The sequence below is a fragment of the Lysinibacillus sp. NPDC056220 genome (assembly GCF_049315265.1).
GTDB classification, from domain to species: Bacteria; Bacillota; Bacilli; order Bacillales_A; family Planococcaceae; genus Lysinibacillus; species Lysinibacillus pinottii.
In genome coordinates this window covers 244,029-265,834 of sequence record NZ_JBMOXD010000003.1, presented here as the reverse complement: position 1 = coordinate 265,834, position 21,806 = coordinate 244,029, and the positions used below count along the sequence as shown (strand labels likewise).

The 21,806-nt window shown below is 34.7% G+C and carries 24 protein-coding genes and 3 pseudogenes; 19 read left to right on the top strand and 8 right to left on the bottom strand.

Going from position 1 to position 21,806, the window contains the following annotated elements:
• Positions 1-54: 54 nt before the first annotated feature.
• Entirely contained in the window at positions 55-255 is a 201-nt protein-coding gene (locus tag ACOZBY_RS11355) for a cold-shock protein (RefSeq protein ID WP_004230088.1), read from the top strand.
• A 324-nt stretch (positions 256-579) separates the two neighbouring features.
• Positions 580-1,065, top strand: a complete 486-nt coding sequence (locus tag ACOZBY_RS11350; protein ID WP_031418195.1) for a YkvA family protein — start codon at positions 580-582, stop codon at positions 1,063-1,065.
• Positions 1,066-1,117: 52 nt separating this feature from the next.
• Here ACOZBY_RS11350 and ACOZBY_RS11345 read toward each other — a convergent pair whose 3' ends face one another.
• Both ACOZBY_RS11345 and ACOZBY_RS11340 read right to left on the bottom strand, forming a co-directional pair.
• On the bottom strand, positions 1,118-1,942 hold the full coding sequence (locus tag ACOZBY_RS11345; RefSeq protein WP_031418196.1) for a S1C family serine protease: 825 nt from the start codon (positions 1,940-1,942) through the stop codon (positions 1,118-1,120).
• A gap of 61 nt (positions 1,943-2,003) precedes the next feature.
• Complete coding sequence (locus tag ACOZBY_RS11340) at positions 2,004-2,612, bottom strand: hypothetical protein (protein WP_036161635.1); 609 nt, start codon at positions 2,610-2,612, stop codon at positions 2,004-2,006.
• Between the two features lie 169 nt (positions 2,613-2,781).
• Between ACOZBY_RS11340 and ACOZBY_RS11335 the strand changes: the two genes are divergently transcribed.
• The 4 genes from ACOZBY_RS11335 to ACOZBY_RS11320 all read left to right on the top strand — a co-directional run bounded on the left by ACOZBY_RS11335 (position 2,782) and on the right by ACOZBY_RS11320 (position 6,051).
• Positions 2,782-3,252, top strand: coding sequence for a DinB family protein (locus tag ACOZBY_RS11335; RefSeq protein WP_031418198.1), 471 nt, complete (start codon positions 2,782-2,784; stop codon positions 3,250-3,252).
• 79 nt (positions 3,253-3,331) lie between these two features.
• Complete coding sequence (locus ACOZBY_RS11330) at positions 3,332-3,889, top strand: TetR/AcrR family transcriptional regulator (protein WP_012294422.1); 558 nt, start codon at positions 3,332-3,334, stop codon at positions 3,887-3,889.
• Between the two features lie 19 nt (positions 3,890-3,908).
• Positions 3,909-5,144, top strand: a complete 1,236-nt coding sequence (gene fabF, locus ACOZBY_RS11325) for a beta-ketoacyl-ACP synthase II (protein ID WP_197149031.1) — start codon at positions 3,909-3,911, stop codon at positions 5,142-5,144.
• Between the two features lie 163 nt (positions 5,145-5,307).
• A complete protein-coding gene (locus ACOZBY_RS11320) occupies positions 5,308-6,051 on the top strand; it encodes an amidohydrolase family protein (protein ID WP_422762375.1) in 744 nt (247 codons plus the stop codon).
• A gap of 49 nt (positions 6,052-6,100) precedes the next feature.
• Here ACOZBY_RS11320 and ACOZBY_RS11315 read toward each other — a convergent pair whose 3' ends face one another.
• Positions 6,101-7,705, bottom strand: coding sequence for an ABC-F family ATP-binding cassette domain-containing protein (locus ACOZBY_RS11315; RefSeq protein WP_031418205.1), 1,605 nt, complete (start codon positions 7,703-7,705; stop codon positions 6,101-6,103).
• Between the two features lie 1,163 nt (positions 7,706-8,868).
• Here ACOZBY_RS11315 and ACOZBY_RS11310 point away from each other — a divergent pair.
• Complete coding sequence (locus ACOZBY_RS11310; protein ID WP_036161640.1) at positions 8,869-9,405, top strand: RNA polymerase sigma factor; 537 nt, start codon at positions 8,869-8,871, stop codon at positions 9,403-9,405.
• A 1-nt stretch (position 9,406) separates the two neighbouring features.
• Entirely contained in the window at positions 9,407-11,008 is a 1,602-nt protein-coding gene (locus ACOZBY_RS11305; protein WP_422762515.1) for a DUF4179 domain-containing protein, read from the top strand.
• A gap of 799 nt (positions 11,009-11,807) precedes the next feature.
• Here ACOZBY_RS11305 and ACOZBY_RS11300 read toward each other — a convergent pair.
• From ACOZBY_RS11300 to ACOZBY_RS11290, 3 genes and pseudogenes are all read right to left on the bottom strand, one after another.
• Positions 11,808-11,996 (bottom strand): annotated as a pseudogene (locus ACOZBY_RS11300) (DUF6262 family protein); the annotation flags it as partial.
• 322 nt (positions 11,997-12,318) lie between these two features.
• Positions 12,319-12,756, bottom strand: coding sequence for a DUF3021 domain-containing protein (locus ACOZBY_RS11295; protein ID WP_080695195.1), 438 nt, complete (start codon positions 12,754-12,756; stop codon positions 12,319-12,321).
• Between the two features lie 4 nt (positions 12,757-12,760).
• Positions 12,761-13,207: a LytTR family DNA-binding domain-containing protein gene (locus tag ACOZBY_RS11290; protein WP_012294430.1), complete on the bottom strand. Its 447-nt coding sequence runs from the start codon at positions 13,205-13,207 to the stop codon at positions 12,761-12,763.
• A 174-nt stretch (positions 13,208-13,381) separates the two neighbouring features.
• On the opposite strand from ACOZBY_RS11290, the gene ACOZBY_RS11285 reads away from it, so the two are divergent.
• The 10 genes and pseudogenes from ACOZBY_RS11285 (at position 13,382) to ACOZBY_RS11240 (ending at position 18,789) form a co-directional block, all read left to right on the top strand.
• On the top strand, positions 13,382-14,005 hold the full coding sequence (locus ACOZBY_RS11285) for a CPBP family intramembrane glutamic endopeptidase (protein WP_012294431.1): 624 nt from the start codon (positions 13,382-13,384) through the stop codon (positions 14,003-14,005).
• 430 nt (positions 14,006-14,435) lie between these two features.
• Positions 14,436-14,858, top strand: a complete 423-nt coding sequence (locus tag ACOZBY_RS11280; protein ID WP_332291399.1) for a hypothetical protein — start codon at positions 14,436-14,438, stop codon at positions 14,856-14,858.
• A gap of 307 nt (positions 14,859-15,165) precedes the next feature.
• On the top strand, positions 15,166-16,128 hold the full coding sequence (locus ACOZBY_RS11275) for a helix-turn-helix transcriptional regulator (protein ID WP_203582582.1): 963 nt from the start codon (positions 15,166-15,168) through the stop codon (positions 16,126-16,128).
• Between the two features lie 76 nt (positions 16,129-16,204).
• The gene (locus ACOZBY_RS11270) at positions 16,205-16,837 is read left to right on the top strand and encodes a type 1 glutamine amidotransferase family protein (protein ID WP_012294434.1); all 633 of its coding nucleotides are present in this window, start codon (positions 16,205-16,207) and stop codon (positions 16,835-16,837) included.
• A 434-nt stretch (positions 16,838-17,271) separates the two neighbouring features.
• Positions 17,272-17,382: pseudogene (locus ACOZBY_RS11265) on the top strand (hypothetical protein); the annotation flags it as partial.
• Positions 17,374-17,688 (top strand): transposase, encoded by a 315-nt coding sequence (locus ACOZBY_RS11260; RefSeq protein WP_422762514.1) that lies wholly within the window; start codon positions 17,374-17,376, stop codon positions 17,686-17,688. The pseudogene ACOZBY_RS11265 and the gene ACOZBY_RS11260, both read left to right, overlap by 9 nt.
• Positions 17,685-17,930, top strand: a complete 246-nt coding sequence (locus ACOZBY_RS11255; RefSeq protein ID WP_422762374.1) for a helix-turn-helix domain-containing protein — start codon at positions 17,685-17,687, stop codon at positions 17,928-17,930. Before ACOZBY_RS11260 ends, ACOZBY_RS11255 begins: the two co-directional genes overlap by 4 nt.
• The gene (locus ACOZBY_RS11250; protein WP_422762373.1) at positions 17,842-18,108 is read left to right on the top strand and encodes a hypothetical protein; all 267 of its coding nucleotides are present in this window, start codon (positions 17,842-17,844) and stop codon (positions 18,106-18,108) included. The genes ACOZBY_RS11255 and ACOZBY_RS11250 overlap by 89 nt, the downstream gene beginning before the upstream one ends.
• Positions 18,109-18,111: 3 nt before the next feature.
• Positions 18,112-18,213, top strand: coding sequence for an IS3 family transposase (locus ACOZBY_RS11245; protein WP_418936748.1), 102 nt, complete (start codon positions 18,112-18,114; stop codon positions 18,211-18,213).
• Positions 18,214-18,216: 3 nt separating this feature from the next.
• On the top strand, positions 18,217-18,789 hold the full coding sequence (locus tag ACOZBY_RS11240) for an IS3 family transposase (protein WP_325882015.1): 573 nt from the start codon (positions 18,217-18,219) through the stop codon (positions 18,787-18,789).
• 103 nt (positions 18,790-18,892) lie between these two features.
• Here ACOZBY_RS11240 and ACOZBY_RS11235 read toward each other — a convergent pair whose 3' ends face one another.
• Entirely contained in the window at positions 18,893-19,549 is a 657-nt protein-coding gene (locus ACOZBY_RS11235; protein WP_012294438.1) for a response regulator transcription factor, read from the bottom strand.
• 184 nt (positions 19,550-19,733) lie between these two features.
• Positions 19,734-20,093: pseudogene (locus ACOZBY_RS11230) on the bottom strand (glutathione-dependent formaldehyde dehydrogenase); the annotation flags it as partial.
• 1,229 nt (positions 20,094-21,322) lie between these two features.
• On the opposite strand from ACOZBY_RS11230, the gene ACOZBY_RS11225 reads away from it, so the two are divergent.
• Positions 21,323-21,586, top strand: a complete 264-nt coding sequence (locus ACOZBY_RS11225; RefSeq protein ID WP_422762372.1) for an ETX/MTX2 family pore-forming toxin — start codon at positions 21,323-21,325, stop codon at positions 21,584-21,586.
• Positions 21,587-21,806 lie beyond the last annotated feature (220 nt).

The window sequence follows — 21,806 nt, the reverse complement described above, 5'->3', positions numbered from 1 at the left end:
AATCGCTGAAGAAATTACATATTGTTCACTTTTATTTTTTGGAGGTTTTCTTAAATGAAACAAGGTACAGTAAAATGGTTTAACTCAGAAAAAGGTTTTGGATTCATCGAAGTTGAAGGTGAAAACGACGTATTCGTACACTTCTCAGCTATCCAAGGCGAAGGTTTCAAAACTCTTGACGAAGGTCAAAAAGTGGAATTCGAAGTTGTAGATGGCAACCGCGGACCACAAGCTGCTAACGTAACTAAACTTTAATTCTCAGAAATTAAAATTACTTTCGTTAAACCCAGACATCCTATGCAAATAGGATGTCTTTTTTTTATATCATTGCAATGTTCAATGATTATAAATCTTAAAATGGGATAAATATAAAGTAGTACTGGCAATGTGCTATGAAATGGATAGCGCGGCAAAAGATGCAGATAGAAGTGTCAAAGTACTGGATCACGCGCAAAGCGGTGGATAGAATGAGCAGAGTGACGGATAGAACCATAAACGTGAAGGATTGTGCCATGAAAGTAACTGATTAGCGTCATAAAAAGGCAAACAAGGGTACTTACTATTGGAGGTAGATTTATTATGGAAAATTTAGCAAAATTACCGAATGAACAGGAGCAGCAAGATTTTTATCAGAAGTTACGTACAAAATTAGTAGAATTTCTTGGATCGAAAAAGGGGAAAAGCAGTAAATTTACACCGTATTTAATGTTTGTGCCTGATTTATTTCATCTATTAGTGAAAACATTAACCGATGCAGGGGTGGATAAAAAAAGTCGGGCATTGATTGGTGCGTCAATTGCGTATTTTGTGTTTCCAATGGATTTGATGCCTGAGGGAATATTAGGATTTGGTGGCTATTTAGATGATATTGTGTTGGCAACATTTGTGGTGAATACGATTATTAATAAATTAGGGCCAGAAGTGCTGGAAAAGCATTGGACAGGGGATGATCATCTTTTGCATGCCCTCCAGAAGGTCGCTGAGATTAGTGATGAGGTTGTAAGTAAAATACCTGTGAAATCAGCCATTGCTCAGTTTGTGAAACAGGAAAATAAAGATAAATAATATTATTATGTAAACTTAATAGCTGATAAAAATGAACCTGTATCTTACAGGTTCATTTTTTGTTCGCCTGTTCTAATATGTGGTGGAGTTGCTGGACAGGGACAAACAGACCAACTCGTCCTATAGGTTCATATTTCATTGTTGCGAAGATAACACCGATGACCTCACCCTGTTGATTAATGACGGGGCTACCACTATTACCCCGATAAACGGGCGCTTTCAGCATCATTACGGGTTCTTGCCACTCGTCTAATTGAATGGATTCCAGCAATGTTCCCTCATTAGCTATTCCTGTAAAGGCAAGGGGGTTACCAATAAAATGGATATGCTCATTGGAAGGGAAGGTTGGATCATCTGCTAACGGAAGATAAGGGAGCTGTTCTGCTTGTACTTGCAATAAGGCTAAATCCACATCCGGATAGCTTTCGATTAGCTCTGCTTCCATTACTCCTTCATCAGGAAACACAACGGATAAAGTTCGTGCTTGTCCTACTACATGGGCATTGGTGACAATGAGACCATCAGGTGAGATGGCAAAACCAGTGCCTTTACTGGAAGCTGTCGAAATTTCCACAACAGCTTTTTTGTAGGTTTGTATATCTTCTTGTGCGGATAGCTTTGTTGATACTTTCATAAATTCGATAGCTGGAATGGAATAGATTTGAAAAATAAGTGCGAATGTATTGAAAAACAGGACGAAAGCCATACTCCATACAATCCAGCGTACGAATGGCTTGGGTTTTTTTGTTTTTTTGCCTTGAAGACGGTCTTCTTGCTCTTGTGCTAATGCTTTTTGCTGTTCAGTTAACACAAGCTCAATAAATTCTTCTTCCGTTAATTCTTCCTGCTCGTTAGCTGGCTTATGTAGGTCACTCATAGGATGATGCCTCCTTTTGCTACATAACAGGCGCCCAAGCAGAACGCCTGCTATCATCATACTATTCTATTTTTTGTAAGGTTGATGTTACGACAAATGGCTGCTCTTGATCAGACTCCATTCTATCTTCCTTTTTGATGAGTCCAACCCCTTGTGCAAAATAATTGGTCGTTGTGAATTGATCTTCAGTGCGTGTAACTTGGATGACATTCGAATAGACTTTTGTTCCTGTATCGACTTTAGCGGTTATGGATTGAATGGTCCAGCCTTGAAAGCTTGTCCCTACTTGTATAGGTTGTTGCAGTACTGTTTCTAGCACAGGGTAAGCAGCTACTTCTGTTGAACTAGGTAAACGAGGGTTGCTGTCAACGGGTTCACGATAGATAAGCTCAATCTTTGAATCTGTAATGCGATAAATTTTTAATAGGGTGACACCACCATTATCTTCAACCTGAGCGATATGTTGTGGATCTAGATAGGTAGTTTGTAGGGTAAAGCTTGCAAATTCATTTCCTTCACCTTGAAAATAAGCGATAGAGCCATCAGGTGGGAAAAAGGTGAGTAGGGACATTTGATCTTGGACAATTGGGTGCACAGGTTCATTTTTTATTTCTTCATTGCACCCTGTCAGTAAAAGGGCAACAGTAAGTATGAGAATAGGATGTTTCATGGGTACACTCCTTCGCTACTTTTTATAATTATACGTGAATGCAGGGAATTATACGAATCATAGCTAATGTTTATTATAATATTATTATGTAAACTAAAAGCTAGAAACTTGTAACTAGGAAAAAATTTAACTAACATAGAATTGAAGTTAAAAAATGGGGGGCATGGTTATGTATAGACAAGCGGATGATTTTTTACAGGAATGGACAATGGCTGCAGAAGGAACATTGAAAGTATTACAGGCAGTAACTGATGACAAGTTAGATCAAAGTATCGTGGAGGGTCATAGTACACTCGGCTGGCTTGGTTGGCATTTAGTTGGAGCGGCTGGATATTTTAGTTATCTAGCAGGCTTAAAGGTACCAATGATTCGTCAAGAAGACCCTGTACCAACATCAGCAGTAGAAATTGTACAAGCGTATGTGAAAGTTGTGAATGGTATAAAAGAGGAAGCGGCAAAGCTTTCAAATGAAGATTTACTTGAAGTTGTGAATGGCTTTAAAGGACCAATACCAAAAGGCGCATTATTACGTGCATTAATCGATCATCAAACACATCATCGCGGACAAATGACAGTGCTACTTCGTCAAGCTGGTTTACCAGTACCGGGTGTTATGGGACCAACAAAGGAAATGCAATAGACTTCCATTGCAGCAGATAAACAACGTATCTGCTGTATTTTTAGTTGACACTTACCTACTAGTAAGTTAGTATAGAGCCATGACAAATAGAAAATCACAAATTATCGAATTAACATTGAAGAATATTCAAGAAAAAGGTTTCACATCATTTAGTTATGATTATTTAGCGAAAGAGCTCGGTGTCACTAAAGCAAGTATTCATTATCATTTTGAAAAGAAGGAAGACTTAGGGCTGGCTGTTTGCGAAAGAATTCAAAAAGGATTAAGGGAGGTTTATACATTCATTAAGGAATCTACAGTTGCAGCTGAGGATAAACCTTTCGCTTTTATATTACAACGGATAAAATTCCTAGAACAAGATGGTGTTTGTCCCATTTCAGCATTGCATGCGGACTATCAAGAATTATCACCTGCGATGCAAGAAAAAGTTCAACAACTTAGCCAAATGGAAGTAGATGTCTTGGTGGACTTACTTCAGGATGCTAAGCACCATGGCTCATTAAAGTCGACAATGGATTTAGAGGCATTAGCCATATTGCTCATTTCTAGTACGAAGGGTGCCTTGCAATACAAACGCGTTTTAGGGGAAGATTTCTTTCACAAAGTGCTAGATCAATTAAAGGAACTGTTAAAGTAAACGAGGAGGAGAAACATAGATGGTACGTAGAGTAGTTGTTACAGGATATGGTGTCATCTCACCACTTGGTCAAACAGTATCAGACTTGTGGGGGAATATTAAAGAAGGACAATCAGGTATTAAAAGGTTAGAAGCAGAAGAATTCCACGGCATTAATACGCAAATTGCTGGTTCTATCACTGACTTTGATGCCACTAAGTATATGGATAAAAAGGAAGTAAGTAAATATGATCTTTTTGTACAATATGCACTGGCTGCATCTCAGCAGGCTTTGGAGCAAGCAAACTTAAATATGGAGCAAGTTGAGAAGGAACGTCTAGGTGTTTATATTGGCTCAGGTATTGGAGGAATTGAGACGATTTTAGCGAATCATCAAGCCATGCTTGATAATGGACCAAGGAAGGTTTCACCGTTTATGGTGCCGATGATGATTAGCAATATGGCCGCAGGGATTATCGCGATTAAAACAGGCTTTAAAGGGCCAAGCTTTTCACCAGTTTCTGCTTGTGCAACGGGTAACCAAGCGATTGGTGAAGCATTTTTAAATATACGTCACGGCTATGCAGATGGAATTTTAGCTGGTGGGGCTGAGGCACCGATAAATCCGCTGAGCTTTGCTGGATTTTCCCGTATGAAGGCGATGTCTACTAGAAATGATGCACCAGAACAAGCTAGTCGACCATTTGATAGTCAACGTGATGGCTTCGTAATGTCAGAGGGAGCAGGGATTGTGTTCCTAGAGGAATATGAACATGCTAAGCAAAGGGGCGCAACGATTCTTGGAGAGATTGTAGGCTATGGGGTGACGACAGATGCTTTCCATATAACAGCTCCTGACTATACTGGGGCGGCTCGTGCGATGAAACTGGCATTAAAAATGGGCGATATTGACGTGACCGCTGTCGATTATATCAATGCACATGGTACGAGTACACCAGAGGGAGATAAATCGGAAACAAAGGCTATTAAAAGTGTATTTGGTGAGCATGCCTATCAATTAAAAGTGAGCTCTACTAAGTCGATGACAGGTCATCTTTTTGGGGCGGCTGGTGGAATCGAGGCCATCATTACCTTAAAAAGTATTATGGAAGACATCATTCCACCAACGATCAATTACGAAACGCCTGATCCAGAGTGTGATTTGAATTATGTTCCAAACGAGGCGCTTCATCAAACCGTCAACATAGCTTTGTCTAACGGTTTTGGCTTTGGTGGTCATAATGCTGTATTGGCTTTTAGAAAGTTTGAGGAATAATAGCATTCAATGGTATGAAATGAACGTTTCATACCATTTTTTTATGGTCTATAGGAAAGGGTTTACACCTGTATAATAAGTTTTACTTATGGACTTACACAAATAATCAATATTTTCGCTTATGTTCTTTCTATGATATGTTTAAAAGAAGGGGGGATGGATAGTGAGAATTTTTGATGCGCATTTCCATATTATTAATTTTGATTTTCCAATTATAGAAAATCAAGGCTATACACCGCCAAGCTATGTGGTAGAGGATTATCAAAAGGAAACAGCTCTTTTTAATATAGAGGGGGGCGCCCTTGTCTCTGGTTCCTTTCAAGAATTCGATCAGAATTATTTATTGAAGGCTTTGACACAATTAGGTCCTGCTTTTTGTGGCGTGACACAATTACCGTATACAGTGACTGATGATGAAATCCTTCATTTACATAAAAATGGGGTTAGAGCCTTACGCTTTAATAGTCAACGAGGCGGTTCAGAGGATTTATCAAGACTTGATAGCCTGGCAAGAAGAGTGTTTGAGCTGGCAGGCTGGCATAGTGAACTTTATATAGATGCCAAATATTTACCTGAGATTGCTTCAACGCTTGAAGCATTACCAGCTATTTCAATTGACCATTTGGGCTTATCGGAGGAAGGGCTACCACATTTGCTAAAGCTTGTAGAAAAGGGTATACGTGTGAAAGCGACTGGTTTCGGACGGGTAGAATTGAATGTGAAAAATGCTTTGCAAGCCATCTATAGCATCAATCCAGATGCGTTAATGTTTGGAACAGATTTGCCATCGACAAGAGCTAAACGCCCTTTTGAATGGGCGGATGTTGAATTGATTCAAGAGCTTTTTGATGAACAGGCTGCGGATAAAATTCTCTATCAAAATGCTAGGAAATGGTATAACAAGTAAATGCAAAAAATCCTCTACCCAAACGTACGGTAGAGGATTTTTATTGGGATTAGCTTAAACCTTGGCTATCTTTCCACTCTAAGAATTCATCATATGTTAATTGCTTATCTAAAATTGAACCGTCTTCACGGATTTCAATTACACGGTTAGCAATTGTTTGAATGAACTGATGGTCATGAGATGTGAAAATCATTGCCCCTTTGAAACGAATTAAGCCTTCGTTCAATGCTTGAATGGATTCAAGGTCAAGGTGGTTTGTTGGTTCATCTAGTAAAATCACGTTTGCTGTTGCAAGCATCATTTTTGATAGCATACAACGTACTTTTTCTCCTCCTGATAAAACAGAAGGTGATTTTTTCACTTCTTCACCAGAGAACAGCATGCGTCCTAAGAAACCACGTAGGAAGCTTTCTGTTTCATCATCAGGAGAATATTGACGTAACCATTCCACTAATGATTTTTCTGTGCCTTCGAAGTACTTGTCATGATCGTTTTCGAAGTAGCTTTGAGAGGTAGTTACACCCCATTTAAATGTACCAGCATCTGCTTCTTTATCTTCCATTAAGATATCAAGAAGCGCCGTTTTAGCAAGTGGGCTACCCAGTAAAACGATTTTATCTTCTTTGTTCATGGAGAAACGAATATCTTTGAATAGTGATTCGCCCTCATGGCTGGCAGTTAGACCTTCAACTGTTAATACATCATTCCCGATTTCACGACCAATTTGGAAATTGATGAACGGATATTTACGGCTTGATGGTTTAATGTCATCTAACTCGATTTTATCCAGCATTTTTTTACGAGATGTCGCTTGCTTCGATTTAGAAGCATTGGCAGAGAATCGTGCGATAAACGCTTGTAATTCTTTAATTTTTTCTTCTTTTTTAGAATTTTGGTCTTGAGCCATTTTTTGAGCTAATTGAGAAGATTCATACCAGAAATCATAGTTACCTACATATAATTGGATTTTAGAGAAGTCCAAATCGGCAATATGTGTACATACTTTGTTTAAGAAGTGACGGTCATGGGATACAACAATGACTGTGTTTTCAAAGTTAATTAAGAATTCTTCTAGCCATTGAATAGCTTTTAAGTCAAGGTGGTTGGTAGGCTCATCGAGTAATAGTACATCAGGCTGACCAAATAGGGCCTGTGCCAGTAATACTTTTACTTTATCAGAACCTTCAAGATCACCCATTAGCATGTAGTGAAGGTCATCAGAGATACCTAAACCGTTTAATAATGTTGCTGCTTCTGAATCAGCTTCCCAACCGTTTAGCTCTGCAAATTCACCTTCTAGCTCAGCGGCACGCATACCATCCTCATCGGAGAAATCTTCCTTTGCATAGATAGCATCTTTTTCTGTTTTTACGTCATAGAGGCGTTTATTCCCCATAATAACAGTGTCAAGCACTGTATGATCATCGTATTCAAAATGGTTTTGTTTGAGGACAGATAAACGTTCGTCCTTGCCCATTGATACGTTACCCTCTTGTGCTTCAATTTCACCAGAAAGAATTTTTAAGAATGTTGATTTACCAGCACCGTTTGCGCCAATTAAACCATAGCAGTTACCTGGTGTGAATTTTATATTTACGTCTTCAAATAGTTTACGATCGCCATAGCGAAGACCTACATTACTAACTTGAATCATGCAAGTTCCTCCTTTTTTCACAATGGCTCTAGTATATCATGAAATATGTTCCATAGTCTATAAACATTATGACAGCAAGGTTTATTGGCAATTGCTTGAACGGGATATGTGTAGGAATAATGGAGTGTGGAAATACGAATCGAAATAAGTAAGGTTTTTAAACGTTTCTAGGGAAAAGAACAGGTAAGTAAATGAAATTGATTTATCCCTAATTTATTACCTTTTAATACTTAATTGAAAGGAAGATATTAAATGTCTAGAAAAGTAAAAGCATTGAGAATGGATGATGTTGTTTTTCAGCCTAGCTTACAACCCAAGCAATCTGGAGATAATACCAATATGATGGTTATGATACACCAGATTATAAAATAGCTTATTCCTTATCTTTTAGACTTGCTGAAATGAAAGAATTCAGAGTAATTACTGAGATTTCAATAGATAAGGAAACGAGATATAAAGTCTGTGTAATATCTGCTTAGAATTGATTACATTTATTTAAACCTAGCTTCTTGAATACATCTTGAAACCCTGAATCGTAGACACTTAAAAAGTGTAGACTATTCGGGGTTTTTGTTTTATGGCGAAACCCCTATAAATATCTATTGGAATATTAAGTGGCATGTGATTGGATTCATCTGTTCAATATTAAATTTAAAGCTTATTAATAAATGTTCATTTTAAGTAGACCCTAGTTAAACAAAACGATAATGTAGTAATATCAATGTATTGAGTTGTTTGTTAAAAGTTGTTGAATTAAAGGAATCAATACATATTAATTTTTGGTTATGTGAGAGTTAGTTCTGTTGATCAAAATTTAGATTCGCCAGTTGAAGGAGCTTGAAGTGTCACTTTAGGAATCATTTCCCACCTATTCTAACGATAAGTATAAAAAGCCAAATTTCTCATCATTAAAATTGAGAAATTTGGCTTTTATCGTTGCTCTGGAATAGCGCCCGGTTGCTGAATATCAAGTCGGTGATTTGTCTTTTGCTTGTTAAAGTAAGCACGCCGTTAGTTTAAAGAAGTTTATAATTATAATAAGTGTTTTTGAATTATATAAAGTGCTTTCTCCATCATATTCGAAGAAAGTATTCATTTGAAAAATGAACTATTTATAATGCTAAATTGTTACTTGTGTAGAAATCGGAAAAGGAGGTGGGATTGTGGAACAAATTAGCAATGAAAGGGTCTTGTTTCAAACATATTATAAGGACGTCTTCAGAGCTTGCTATTACATGCTTCAAAATAAATACGATGCAGAGGACCTTTGTCAGGATGTATTTGCAAAAGCTTTGAGTGAAGATTTCCAATCTATACAAAATCAAAAATCTTGGTTACTTAGTATTTCTATGAATATGTCTCGAAATTATTTAAAGAAAAAGAACAGACTGCTATTAAAAGAAAACCTTGATTTCCTATCATTGATACGAGTTGACAATACCCAAAATATCGAGCGAACAATACAGCTCAATGAAAATAAAAGTGAGTTAGTCGACTTAATGAACAAACTACCTGTTCGTATACGGAAGGTAATGGTATTGAAATATGTGCATGATTGTAAAGATAGAGAAATCGCTGAAATTCTAAAAATACCTGAAGGGACGGTTAAATCGAGGCTTTTTAAAGGTAAAAAATTAACGAAAGAGTTTATCCAAGTAGATGAAAATTTGTTATTTGAATGGAGGGATCATCGTGAGTAATATGGACGATTTAATGAAAGAAAAAGTGAAGTACGATCAAGTAGATTATCCTACTGAGAATGAAATGTGGAGTAAAATCATCCGTAAACAACAAAATCATAATTTTAAAACTAAAAAACATAGCTATAAACCACAAGTTATATTAACCGTCATTATGTTCACAATTGTTTTATCAGCCACACCTGTATTTGCTAAATATACAACAGAAATCTTGGACTGGATGCGAAATATGAATAGATCAGGCATTATTACTTCTTTAGAAAATGGCTTTGGACAGGAAGTCAATAAAACTGTAGAAAACGAAGCTGGTTTATTAAATATCCATAATATAATTTCAGATCAAAATGGTACTACTATTAACTTTAGCTTAGATATTGATCATGAATATCCAATCGATGCAGCAGATTTTGAACAAGCATTACTCAAAATAAATGACGGAAAAGAAATAAAGCTGGAGACTAACGCAGTATATAATCAGGAAACGGATCAAATAGTAGGGATTCTACATACAGATGAGGGAATCCCGCACAACAGCAATGTTACACTTCAACTTGGAGGTGTAAAGGAGACACAGTTGAAAAGTGTAGAGTTAAAAGATGTGCTTCAATCGAATGCGTTCCCTGAAAAGATTACTATTAATCAAGATGGAATATCACATATAGAATTCACTTCAAATGAATATCAAAACGGGCAGTATACATTGGATTATCTTATTGATCTGGAAAAGTCCAATAACATAGAAAATGCATATTTATCTTATAAAATTCAAGGTGAAAACATTGCCAATTTTGGCGTTACTTATAAACGTCCACAACCAAATGTCATTAAAAGTAGTGATTCACTAGAGATACCACAAGAAATGGTAGAAAAATTAGGGGTATTTTTAAGTTATACTGATACAGTAAGCTATAAACCAGATACATGGAGCCTAGATTTCCAATACAATCAGGATCTTGCTAAAAAATCTACATTTGTTATGAATATAGACGAAAAAATTGAGATAGGCTCTCAGCAACTTCAATTTAATGAGCTTGTTATTACACCGAGTGAGGTAAAGCTTTATTTTGATAAAAAATATATAGATTCTAATTCTAATATAGCTCATTTCAACTATCGTCAGTTTAAATTACGAATTGGTGAACAGGAATTATCGGGATATAATTTTAAAGATTATATTTCTTTTGAAACACTGGGGCTTATAAAGGATATTACGAATAAAGAAATTTCTCTTACTTTAAATGATGCGAAGGTTTCTTATGAAGCTGGGATGCAAGACAAAGTAGAGCTAACAAATATTTCTGAAGTTCCAAAGACTATCAATGCAGAATTAAACGGGTATCCAATTGATATTACCTACTATACGAAAGGTAATGATTTAATTGTTGAATCAGAAAGTAAGAACGAGCAATTTGGAGGTATCACACAAAATGTTATTTATGAGAATGGCAAAAGAATCTTTGCTGAAACTCGTTCTAATGACGGAGTGTTAAGAACACACAACCAAGTAGAAACATTTAAAAATATAAAAGAAAAAGATATTACATTAAACTTCTTCCTTTATACTGTCAATGAGGATCGAGCTAAAACTATTGTTTTACAGTAAATCGTTTGCAGTGTAACTTCTTTCAGCAAATGTTTTATGTAACGTAAGTGAAACGGCAGTTACAAATGTTTTATGTAACGTAAGTGAAACGGCAGTTACAAATGTTTTATGTAACGTAAGTGAAACGGCAGTTACAAATGTTTTATGTAAGTCTTTTCGTAGCGAAAGTACACGACTGCTTGGTGTTTTATGGTAGATTAAGGAGACTGTGAAGAACTGTAAGTCAACAACATGATAATAAAAGGATGACTCATTTGAGTATAAAAAAAGCGTGTTTTGATTAATTCAAAATACGCTTTACTATTTCCTTGGTTGTTGTTTTCGAAAAGATTATTGCTTTTCAACGCTTAACGCATCTAAATGAGTGATTTTTGTTTGCTTTACTTGTGTTTATGTATTGAAAGCTTCGCCTCAAAAAGCTTTCCACGACCGCTAAATACAATACATCTGCATCTAATTGAGGAATTTCCTCTTTGAAAAAATCAACTGTTATGATTTCTTAACTAGATTTTGTGCTTTATATGCTTTGATAAATACTTTCCCTGTTGCCATACTAACTTTTGTTTCTATTCTTTCTGGTTTGTTGTAATGAATAAAACTTTAGTTACGATATTATCTTTTCAAGAAATTTACAACAGTCGTTGCGAAAATTAGTATAAACCAATTTGACTGTTCAACAAACCATCACGATAGGTGCAGTTGTTGTCAATCCAATATTCAGCTAGGATTAACTAAAACGAGACAAATAAAAACACCTCAACACAATTTGCTTTGTTACAAACACCTTCTCCGGAGAATCTTGTTGAGTTCGTAGTGTTTCTATTCTCGAACGGATGTCCTTGTTGTTATAAAGTGTTGCTTTCGATACATAAGCTTCGCCAGACACATTATTAAAATTTATCCGTTCATTCGCTTTTATAAGCCTTTTAATTGCTTCATCTACTTTTTGATGTGTGTTAGCTAGACCTAAAAGAAAAAGGTCAACCAGAAAAAACTGGCTAACCTCATATTACAAACTTTGGCCAGATTGTGGAGGAACACTTTTCAACGGGATTTGATATTGTTGTTAAAATTCAGAGTGCGATTGTGAAGTTTCTCACTTAAACTAACAGGTCAGGTTAGTTGTATAATCTTTGGCTCATGCAGTTATAGCTGTATGAGCCGAAGAATAGTTAGTAGGGGATAAAGATGGAGACTGTTTAATTTAAGTCGTTTGAAAACGAATGGAAATATCCGGAAAAGGAGGCTTGAATACAAAAGAGGCTTCTTATGTTGATTAACCTCTTTAAATAATTTTCTATCAAAGAAATCTATTGATTATTACTACTGTCTGTATGAACAATGATTTTCTGCTTCATTTTTTTTACTTCCGATTGACTATAAAAATAAAATAACAGCCAAACTAGTGCAAAAATTAATACATTAAATAGTAACAATAGAATCGTTAGTTTTATCGAAAATGTTGGAAGCCATTTTAAAGAAAAGGCGACAGCTATAAAGGTCCCTATAGCGATAAAAAAATGACAAGCACTTTGTTGTAAAAATGTTAAACGTTCTGTCCTATAGACGTATGAAGGTAGTATACAGGCAATGCCAACAGTAACTGATCCCAAAATTTGTTGTGGAAAATTAGATATAACAGCTTCTAAAAACAAATCCCCTTTCAACCAATATCCAATAAGATTTACAAAAACAAAAACTGTACAGCCCATACTTATTCCAAACCATAAATTCTTGAAAAAGTTCATGTACTTATACCCCCAAGCGCTCTTTAAATGATTTTTTATAATTGCGTGAAATGACTTCTTTTATTCCTAAAGTAAGCTCGATTTCCATTGTGCCATTAAAGGAAGCTTCAATATTTCTGATTTTTCTAGGATTAATGATGGCAGATTTAGAAATCCGAATAAATCCTTCCCCTAGTTGCTGCTCTAACTCGTACAAAGGTTTATTCATAAGTACACGATTACCATCGTCGCTATATAGTACTAAATCTTTGCCTTCCGTCCTAATAGCTATAACAGAATTAGGCTCGATAATATGTACTTTATTGTTAGCGGTCCCTGTTAAAATTTGTTGTTCTTCTTGTTGTAAGAGTGAGATTGCAGCCTGTATAGTTGGCGTTAATTTAGAAACGCAGATTGTTATGTAGGGTTCATCAATTTGTGGATCAATTTTTATGTCTATCTTCAACTCCATCACCTCTCTATAAAAATATACCATAAATTACAAATCGAATAATGCAGGTTGTCATCCATAAAAAGCATTTCACCTTTCAATAAAGACATGTTACATGTAACGTATTGTTGCTAAACTTTGATGTCGTTATATTAGGCCTTAGAAACATTAATTTAATATAAGGGGACAGTTAATATGAACGAGATCACAACGCTAAAAGAGCAAAGAAAGGCAGGATGGATATTAGCAAGCATATCAAGTATGCTTTCATTAAGTGTTATTTATTGGTATGTAACTAATCCTAAAAAATTTATTGAGAATGGGTTGGGCTATTCTCTGGAACTGCACTTGAACTTACCTATGTGGTTTTTCACTGCATTCATCGTAATCGGGTATATTTCCTATACAATTTCTGCAATACCTTTAGTAAAAAGCAATTTGTTTACATTTTCTTGGCTTAAATTGATTGGTATATGGGCTGCTATTGTAAGTGGAATAGTAGAAGAAGTCGTATTTAGACATTTGCTCATGGAGTATGTATTATCTATTGGATTTTCAAATCTTTCACAAGTAATAATCTCAGGAATTGCGTTTGGAATTGCTCATGGCGCATGGGTGTTATTGCGAGGAGAGATGAAAATTGCGCTTCCAGCAATTCTTTCAACGACAATCTTAGGTTGTCTACTTGCTATGCTCTATATTTATACTGGAAGGAGCACCTTTGCACCAATTGTAGCCCATATTCTAATCAATATGGTAATAGAGCCATGGTTGATGCTAGCTGCTATTTCAGGGAAATGGCAACTAAATAAAAATTAATGGTAATAATTGAGAGGGATGTTGTGTAATTTCGCCTCTCGATATTAAATAATTTTATGGGAAAAGGTTATTTAATTTACCACTGTTAGCAAATTTGAAGTTTTTTCAGGACCTATGAGGTTCAGTTGTTTAATCTAAGCTCTTGAATTCCTATAAAAAAAACGGAGTAATCTTTCATTTTCTGTGATGAATCATCGATTTTACCCGACGTGATGGCTAACGGAGTGATTTAGTTCAACAAGCTATAAGCGATTTTAGGAATAAGCCCATATTTTAGTTATCCCATTAAAGGGCGCTTTACTTGAAGATCATTGAGCTGCATAATGTAGCTCTTTTCTCTTATTGAACTAACGGGGCAGTTTAGTTGAAGAAGAGGCTGATAGTATAGTGAAGCGTTATAAAAGTCACCCTATAAAAGGAGTTTATTAAAATGAGTATGGCAACCTATATTGGTTTGAATTTTTCAGTAAAACTTAATGAGTATTATACAAAGGATGAAGTTGAAATTGATTACGTTTTCTCAGATCAAGAAAATCGTAATGTAGTTAAACAGAAGCATTTTACTACGCCCTATATTTATGAAGTTTCTGAGAAAGGTAAGCCTATTTGGCAACTGAATGAATATCAAAAGATGCATTCACCACATAACTACAAAAAATCCAAAAAAACTTTTCTCTATTTATGTCACTTACTAAAAGAGTTACTTCCACAAGGTGATTATTGTGAAGTTTATATTTGTTGGTTGGGTGAAGAAGATGAAGAGCGTGAGGGTGATTTGAAAATTAACTTAAATAATCTACAGATTGATGCAATAGATATTTATGAAAAATACTTTATCCGCATAGAAAACTAAAGATTCAACTTAAAATAAAATTAGCCTTCTTTTTGTTGAACTTACTAAACTAACGAGGCATTTAGTTGAAGAGTGTTTTTTAACTTGTTGTTCAACCTCCGAGCCAGATTGTTGAATAACACAGTTGATGAGTTATGCCCAAAAATAGAATTAGATTATGAAGAATTATACTTAAATTAACAAGACAGAATTGTCTAATTCATGGAAATAAGTTAAATTCTAATGATAAATGTAAAATTTATTTTTACTAATTAAGTAAAATAAACTTATATGATAGATAGTAAATTCCAAATAGAGGTGGATTTATATGCCTAAAATTGACAATATGTTAGCAATTATATGGATGCTTAGTTCAGGTGAAAAAATTACTGCAAAACAAATTGCAGAAAAGTTAGAGATGAATATAAGGACTGTTTATCGTTATATTGATACACTTTCAACAAGTGGTGTACCAATAATTTCAGACACAGGACATAACGGTGGATATACATTATTAAATAATTTTATTGAAGTTCCTCTTTTTTTTGATTTTGAGGAGCAAACTTCACTATTCCACGCTGCTGTTTTTGCAGAAGAAGCCGGATATTATGGAGGTGAAGCACTAAATAGGGCCATTTCAAAACTAAGTAAATACTCAAATCAAGAGCAGGAAACAAAGATAAATCAACATTTAACTAGTCTTGAAGTAATAAGTCGATTAGGTTCACTCTCTATGGAACCTTTTTTGAAGGAGTTGGAGCAGGCCGTAGCTGACGGGTACTCAGTAAAAATTCTTTACCATAAAAGTGGCGAAAAGCAATTAAATTATAGATTGGTCGATCCGTACAGAATTATCTATTGGAATAATAAGTGGTATGTGATTGGATTTTGTCATCTTAGGAATGATATCCGTAGTTTTAGAATTGATCGAATTGAAAGTCTAATGCTAACCGAAAATAAGTTTAACCGGCCAGAAAATTTTTCAGCAAGTGACTTTTTTATGAAAAACCTCCTTCCAACTATAGAAGATAAGGAAGGGATTACTTCTTTAGTTATTAATGGGAATACAGGGACGTTGGGAGATATTTGCCAACATTGGTTTTTAGGACATTATTTACAAGAACGTACTTCTAATCAAGCAGTATTTCTTCTTGAAAAGGATATTATACATACATATGTACCATATTTACTTTTACCGTATGGTAAATCTATTCAAGTTATTGAGCCAATAAGTCTTAAGAAAAGACTTATTGAAGTTCTGTCGGAATTAATAAAATTTCATCAAGTATAATACAACTTCCCTGACGTTAGGTGTCAGGGAAGTTGTATTATACTAGGCATATCAATTCGGATAGGAGAGTTATTTAATGCAAACAAAAAAAGTTTATCTTTATGTTTTTAATACAATGTCAGACTGGGAATATGGATATTTAATTGCTGAACTAAACTCAGGGAGATATTTCAAAAAAGATTTAGCCCCATTAAGAGTAGTTACAGTAGGAGCTAATAAAGAAATGATTACAACAATGGGAGGACTGAGCATACAACCAGATATTTCTCTTGATGAATGTACGCTTAAGAGTAAAGATCTTTTAGTCTTACCTGGTGGGACTACTTGGAGAGAAGATATTCATCAACCGATCTTAAGAAGAATTGGCGAAGCTTTAAAACTTGGTACTATTGTTGCTGCAATTTGTGGTGCAACTGAGGCTCTTGCGAATATGGGATACTTAGATTCTAGAAAACACACAAGCAATGACTTAGAGTATATTAAAATGGTCTGTCCTAATTATAAAGGAGAAAAATTTCATGAGATGGGACCTGCGGTATCAGGTGTGAATTTGATTACTGCATCAGGGGTAGCACCTCTAGAATTTACTATGGAAGTACTGAAAAAATTAGATGTATTTACACCTGACACATTGCATTCATGGTATAACCTAAATAAGACTCATAAAACTGAATACTTCTTCCAGTTAATGAATTCAATAAATAGCTGATCTAAAAATCAACTTAGCAGTTTTATATTAGTTCAAATAAAAACCATGCTTTAGACACAATGTCAAAGCATGGTTTTTGTATATTACTTAAATATGTTTATGTAAGTAAAAAACTTACAAAGCATTCCTGAAGTTTTTATAAATTGAATTGGTAACTAAATCTTTTTTAATCTTATTGCATATAGGTGTGCTTTTTTCTTTGGTAATAATGTTGGAATGATTTTCAAGAATCGGGCGCGATTGTGGAGCAACACAGGTAGAAAATAATCAAACTTTTTTATAAAACCTAACTTAAAACTGCTAAAGAAGAATCCCTTTTGATCAATCGGATATGCTCCCCTTTAGGTAGACAGATTAAAAAATAAAAATCTGTTTATCTAGGGGGGCATTTTTTTATGGCTCGAAGTAACCACTAAAAAGATGAAAAATTAGCAGTTCTAAGATTTCTTCACAAAGGACAAAAGACAATTTCAGAATTAGCTACTATATTCCAGGTTTCTTATAAAACCATTGAAGAATGGAACTACAAATACGAAATAGATGGAGAAATTGGCCTTGAAGAGTCCACTTCTTGGAATCCTTACTCGAAAGAGCTAAAGTTAGCAGCTGTACAAGACTATTTATCTGGACAATATTCTTTAAAAGAAGTTACAAGAAAATACAAGGTTTCTGACAAATCCGTTTTGAGAAATTGGATTCAAAAGTATAATAGTCATAGAGAATTAAAGGATACCGGGAAAGGAATGACAAACTCTATGACTAAGAACAACGACGTTAGAAGAAAGAATACAGATTGTAAATTACTGTCTAGAACATCAGAAAAACTATCAGCTCGCTGCAGAAACCTATGAAGTGTCTTATCAACAGGTGTTATCAATGGGTCAAAAAATTCGAAGCGAATGGTGAAGAGGCTCTGCAGGATAAACATGGTCGTAAGAAAGAAGAACAGGAGTTAACAGCTGAAGAAAAATTCAAGCTAGAAATGAAACGTTTAGAACGTGAAAATGAACGATTACGTGAGAAAATGCCTTTTAAAAAAAGTTGGAAGAACTCGAAAGGAGGAATCGTTAACAAGCGTTCGTTTACAAAATAAATATAGAGCGATTCAAGAGTTACATGCGAAAGAAAATCTGCCAGTAATCCTTTTATGTGATATTGCCGGTTTATCTCGTGCTGCCTATTATAAATGGCTACAACGTACGCCAACAGTTAGAGAGCTAGAGAATAAAGCGATTCTTCAGGATATCCAAGCTATTTATCGACAAGTCTAAGGAATTTATGGATATCGAAGAATGACTTTAAATATCAATCGTAAATACAATAAAAAGCTCAATCACAAACGTATTTATCGATTAATGCAAATAAGTGGTTTATAATCCGTGATTCGTCGAAAAAGAAAGCGATATGTTTCTTCACCTGCACAACATGTCGCTGAAAATCGATTAAATCGTGAATTTACTGCAAGAAAACCCAACGAAAAATGGGTAACAGATGTGACGGAGTTCAAATTAGGAAATGGAAAGAAAGCTTATTTAAGCGCTATTCTAGATCTTTACGATGGCTCTATTATCAGTTATGTATTGGGGCATTCAAATAATAATGAATTGGTATTTAAGACGTTTGATTTAGCAATGTTTACTTTAAAAGATGGAGAACAACCGTTACTTCATAGTGATCGGGGCTATCAGTACACATCACATGGATTTAAAAGAAGAAGAGATGGAGCAGAGATGATTCATAGCATGTCCCGTGTAGGCAAATGTATAGATAACGGACCAATGGAATCATTTTGGGGAACATTGAAATGTGAAAAGTATTATTTACATAAGTACCAAACATTTGAAGCGTTACAACAAGCGATTGAGGATTATATCCAGTTTTACAATAACGATAGATACCAAGAACGATTAAACGGCTTAAGCCCATTAGAATACAGGGCTAAAGCCGCTTAAAAGCTTTTTATTATTTCCACTGTCTACTTGACAGGGAGCAGTTCAAATATAAAGGCGTGGTTTTAAATCGTTTGATTGAATTCCTCTTCATGATTCTACAATGCTATTCATCAATTTTGTATCCGATACCTCTTACTGTTTTAATATAGGGTATATTTAACTTTTTTCTTATATTTTTTATATGGGCATCAATCTTCCGTGTTTCTCCTGAATATTCATAATCCCAAACCTTTTGTATAATGGTATTTCTAGTAAGAACCTTTTTCTCGTTACGAAGTAGTAGCTGTAAAATTTTAAATTCTTTTGTGGTTAACTGTATTTCCTCTTTATTTACATAAACTTTAATTCTTTTACAATCAACTTGAAGTTGATTAAAATACAAATAATTTTCGAGATTTGTATTATTGCTTCTTCTAAGTACTGCTTGTACTCGTCTAATCAACACATGAAATGGAAATGGCTTAGTTATGTAATCGTTAATCCCAGGATCAAAGCCTTTTATTTTACCTAGTTCTTCTTCTAAAGCAGTTAGAAATATAATGGGTATATTAAATTGACTGCGAAACATTTTGACCACTTCATACCTTTTGGGCATTTTTATATCGAGGAGAATCAAATCATAGGATTGGGATTTTAGTCTCTTTATTCCCTCGTCTGCATCAGATACTACTTCTACATAATAATTATGTGTCATCAAAAACTGCTTAATTAATTCTTGAACTTTTAAATCGTCTACTACTGCAAAAATTTTATAGTTCATTTGATATCCCCCTAGTTTGACATTATAACCACGCTATCTGTAGTTTATGTGGAGAAACCTAGATTTTCTACAAAATTACTCATTTAAAATAGGTGGTAGTGGTTTTTAAGAATGATTCAATGCCCCGGATCTATTGAAAAAGGTACTTTTGCAATAGAGAGACAAAAGTACCAAAACGCTATATTTAGGGTTTTAAAACCACTTTAATACAGTCTTCCTGTTTTGTATCGAATATTTCATAACCATGTTTTGCTTTTTCAAGAGGGAGGACGTGTGTAATGATATCACCTGCGTTCACTTTACCATCTGCGATTAAGTTATAGACATGAGGCATGATATGAACAACTAGGGCTTGTCCAGTACGAATCGCTACATTACGCTGGAACATATCTCCGAGTGGGAAGGCGTTGTATCGACCTCCATATACACCTGTAATTTGGATAGTTCCTCCTTTACGTACAGCTTGACTGGCTGTGACGATAGCTCCCATAGCACCACTTTGAAGTTTTACGCCACTTGAAAGAAATTCGAGAGGCGTCATTTTGAAAGAGGGGAGTAGGGGAAATTCAGGTATGGGGGAATGAATAGTTTTAATAAGAAGATTGTCCATATTAAGTAGTTAAAATAGACTTATACAATAATTATAAACAGAACTTGAAAGCATATATCTTTGTCAACGGTTGGATCGGATTGTTGGTAGTAGCCTATCCAAATTCAATAAAAAGCGAAGGGAAATCATTGTTGGTATTTTGCTTATGTAATAGAGTTCATTACTGTTCGATAATATTGTTCAAAAATTTATTATGCAAGCAGTACGTTAGTATGTAATTAAACCTGATACTATTCTACATTAAAAGATGGAATCAAAGCGCAATTTATCAAATAAAAAGAAAAAAATTGACCGAACTGAGGTTACACCCAGATGTTGTTTACTAAGTCCTTTTTAGCGAATCTGTTTTTGCATTATACTTTTGATATATGGGTGACTCCAACAAATCAAATCCTGAAAGCACCATTTGACCAATGATGGCATATTGCAAGCAACAACTGAAACAATAGAGATTCTAGCTAAACTTAAGAATGAGAGACTTTAAAATAAGAAATATATCCTGAGAAAACAAGACTATTTAGGATAAGGAAGAGAGGTACTATAGTGTAACCTTATTGGAGGTATTAAAGTGTAAGTTACTCCGGAACTCTTCAGTGACCCCCCATGCTTACTGCAAATCATTACCCCATCGGGTCCCAGATTGCTTAACATACAAAGTTACTCCATTAAAAACTTCATAATTACATAAAAAAATGTGTCGTTTGATGAAGAATTTTATTTTTTTACTGCTCTAATTAAGTATTATCACGTTGATTTCAATATTATTTATAATACAAAGTGTGAAAAAGTAAGAAAAACCCCACATTATGAGCCTCTTTTGAGTATGTTTATGGACGATTTGTAAAATACTGTGAAATCTAATAAACTATTAATAAATAAATTATTAGGATGTGATTCTAGAATAAAAAGAAAATATGTATCTAGTGGATTAATAATTGTTACTTTATTAGGTAGTGGTCTTATTCCTAATATTGTCAAAGCTGCTGAAGTTCAAGAGCATAAAAATAATATTCTAAATATGGAAAACACAGGTCCACAAGGAGCCGATTCCACCCATAGCTGGTTTTATACCATATCTTCGTACTCCTGTATTCGGTGAAGATGTTGAATACTCTGGAATAAATTTCAAACAAAATAATGTTACAAATGTGGTACCTATATTTATGGGAGAAAATACTTTTATAAATAATTTAGAGCAAGAACAGACATTTAATATTACTTCTTTTAGTGAATCAATTACCAAAAGTACATCCATTACTACAAAAGGCAAAGTTGGTATTCCTTTTGTAGCAGAGGGTGAGGTATCTGCAATCCTTGAATTTAATTTGTCCACTACAATTAGTACAACAAGCACCATTACTGCCAATTCACAAGCTGTTAAAGTTCCACCAAATAAAATATACAGGCATTTGTCGAAACAAAAATAATTCCTATAAACTAAAAAACATTGTAAATCAGTGCTTATTTATTCTTAGTTCTATTATTTGTGTTTGATAACATCGAAAGTTATGGGGCCTTCACCTCGTTCACTACGGTTTTAGTTTAGACGCTACCATTATACTGAATTTGGGGAGTTGCCCATCAGTATGAGGTATAGTACTAAGTATGTAAATTCTCTGCTCTTATTTCCGTTCAGTTTCTGTTATA

Excerpts from the sequence above, each read along its gene's own strand:
- ACOZBY_RS11355 (WP_004230088.1), top strand. The coding sequence starts at position 55 with ATGAAACAAGGTACAGTAAAATGGTTTAACTCAGAAAAAGGTTTTGGA.
- ACOZBY_RS11350 (WP_031418195.1), top strand. The coding sequence starts at position 580 with ATGGAAAATTTAGCAAAATTACCGAATGAACAGGAGCAGCAAGATTTT.
- ACOZBY_RS11345 (WP_031418196.1), bottom strand. The coding sequence starts at position 1,942 with ATGAGTGACCTACATAAGCCAGCTAACGAGCAGGAAGAATTAACGGAA.
- ACOZBY_RS11340 (WP_036161635.1), bottom strand. The coding sequence starts at position 2,612 with ATGAAACATCCTATTCTCATACTTACTGTTGCCCTTTTACTGACAGGG.
- ACOZBY_RS11335 (WP_031418198.1), top strand. The coding sequence starts at position 2,782 with ATGTATAGACAAGCGGATGATTTTTTACAGGAATGGACAATGGCTGCA.
- ACOZBY_RS11330 (WP_012294422.1), top strand. The coding sequence starts at position 3,332 with ATGACAAATAGAAAATCACAAATTATCGAATTAACATTGAAGAATATT.
- fabF (WP_197149031.1), top strand. The coding sequence starts at position 3,909 with ATGGTACGTAGAGTAGTTGTTACAGGATATGGTGTCATCTCACCACTT.
- ACOZBY_RS11315 (WP_031418205.1), bottom strand. The coding sequence starts at position 7,705 with ATGATTCAAGTTAGTAATGTAGGTCTTCGCTATGGCGATCGTAAACTA.
- ACOZBY_RS11305 (WP_422762515.1), top strand. The coding sequence starts at position 9,407 with ATGGACGATTTAATGAAAGAAAAAGTGAAGTACGATCAAGTAGATTAT.
- ACOZBY_RS11295 (WP_080695195.1), bottom strand. The coding sequence starts at position 12,756 with ATGAACTTTTTCAAGAATTTATGGTTTGGAATAAGTATGGGCTGTACA.
- ACOZBY_RS11290 (WP_012294430.1), bottom strand. The coding sequence starts at position 13,207 with ATGGAGTTGAAGATAGACATAAAAATTGATCCACAAATTGATGAACCC.
- ACOZBY_RS11285 (WP_012294431.1), top strand. The coding sequence starts at position 13,382 with ATGAACGAGATCACAACGCTAAAAGAGCAAAGAAAGGCAGGATGGATA.
- ACOZBY_RS11280 (WP_332291399.1), top strand. The coding sequence starts at position 14,436 with ATGAGTATGGCAACCTATATTGGTTTGAATTTTTCAGTAAAACTTAAT.
- ACOZBY_RS11275 (WP_203582582.1), top strand. The coding sequence starts at position 15,166 with ATGCCTAAAATTGACAATATGTTAGCAATTATATGGATGCTTAGTTCA.
- ACOZBY_RS11270 (WP_012294434.1), top strand. The coding sequence starts at position 16,205 with ATGCAAACAAAAAAAGTTTATCTTTATGTTTTTAATACAATGTCAGAC.
- ACOZBY_RS11255 (WP_422762374.1), top strand. The coding sequence starts at position 17,685 with ATGAAGTGTCTTATCAACAGGTGTTATCAATGGGTCAAAAAATTCGAA.
- ACOZBY_RS11250 (WP_422762373.1), top strand. The coding sequence starts at position 17,842 with ATGAACGATTACGTGAGAAAATGCCTTTTAAAAAAAGTTGGAAGAACT.
- ACOZBY_RS11235 (WP_012294438.1), bottom strand. The coding sequence starts at position 19,549 with ATGAACTATAAAATTTTTGCAGTAGTAGACGATTTAAAAGTTCAAGAA.
- ACOZBY_RS11225 (WP_422762372.1), top strand. The coding sequence starts at position 21,323 with ATGGGAGAAAATACTTTTATAAATAATTTAGAGCAAGAACAGACATTT.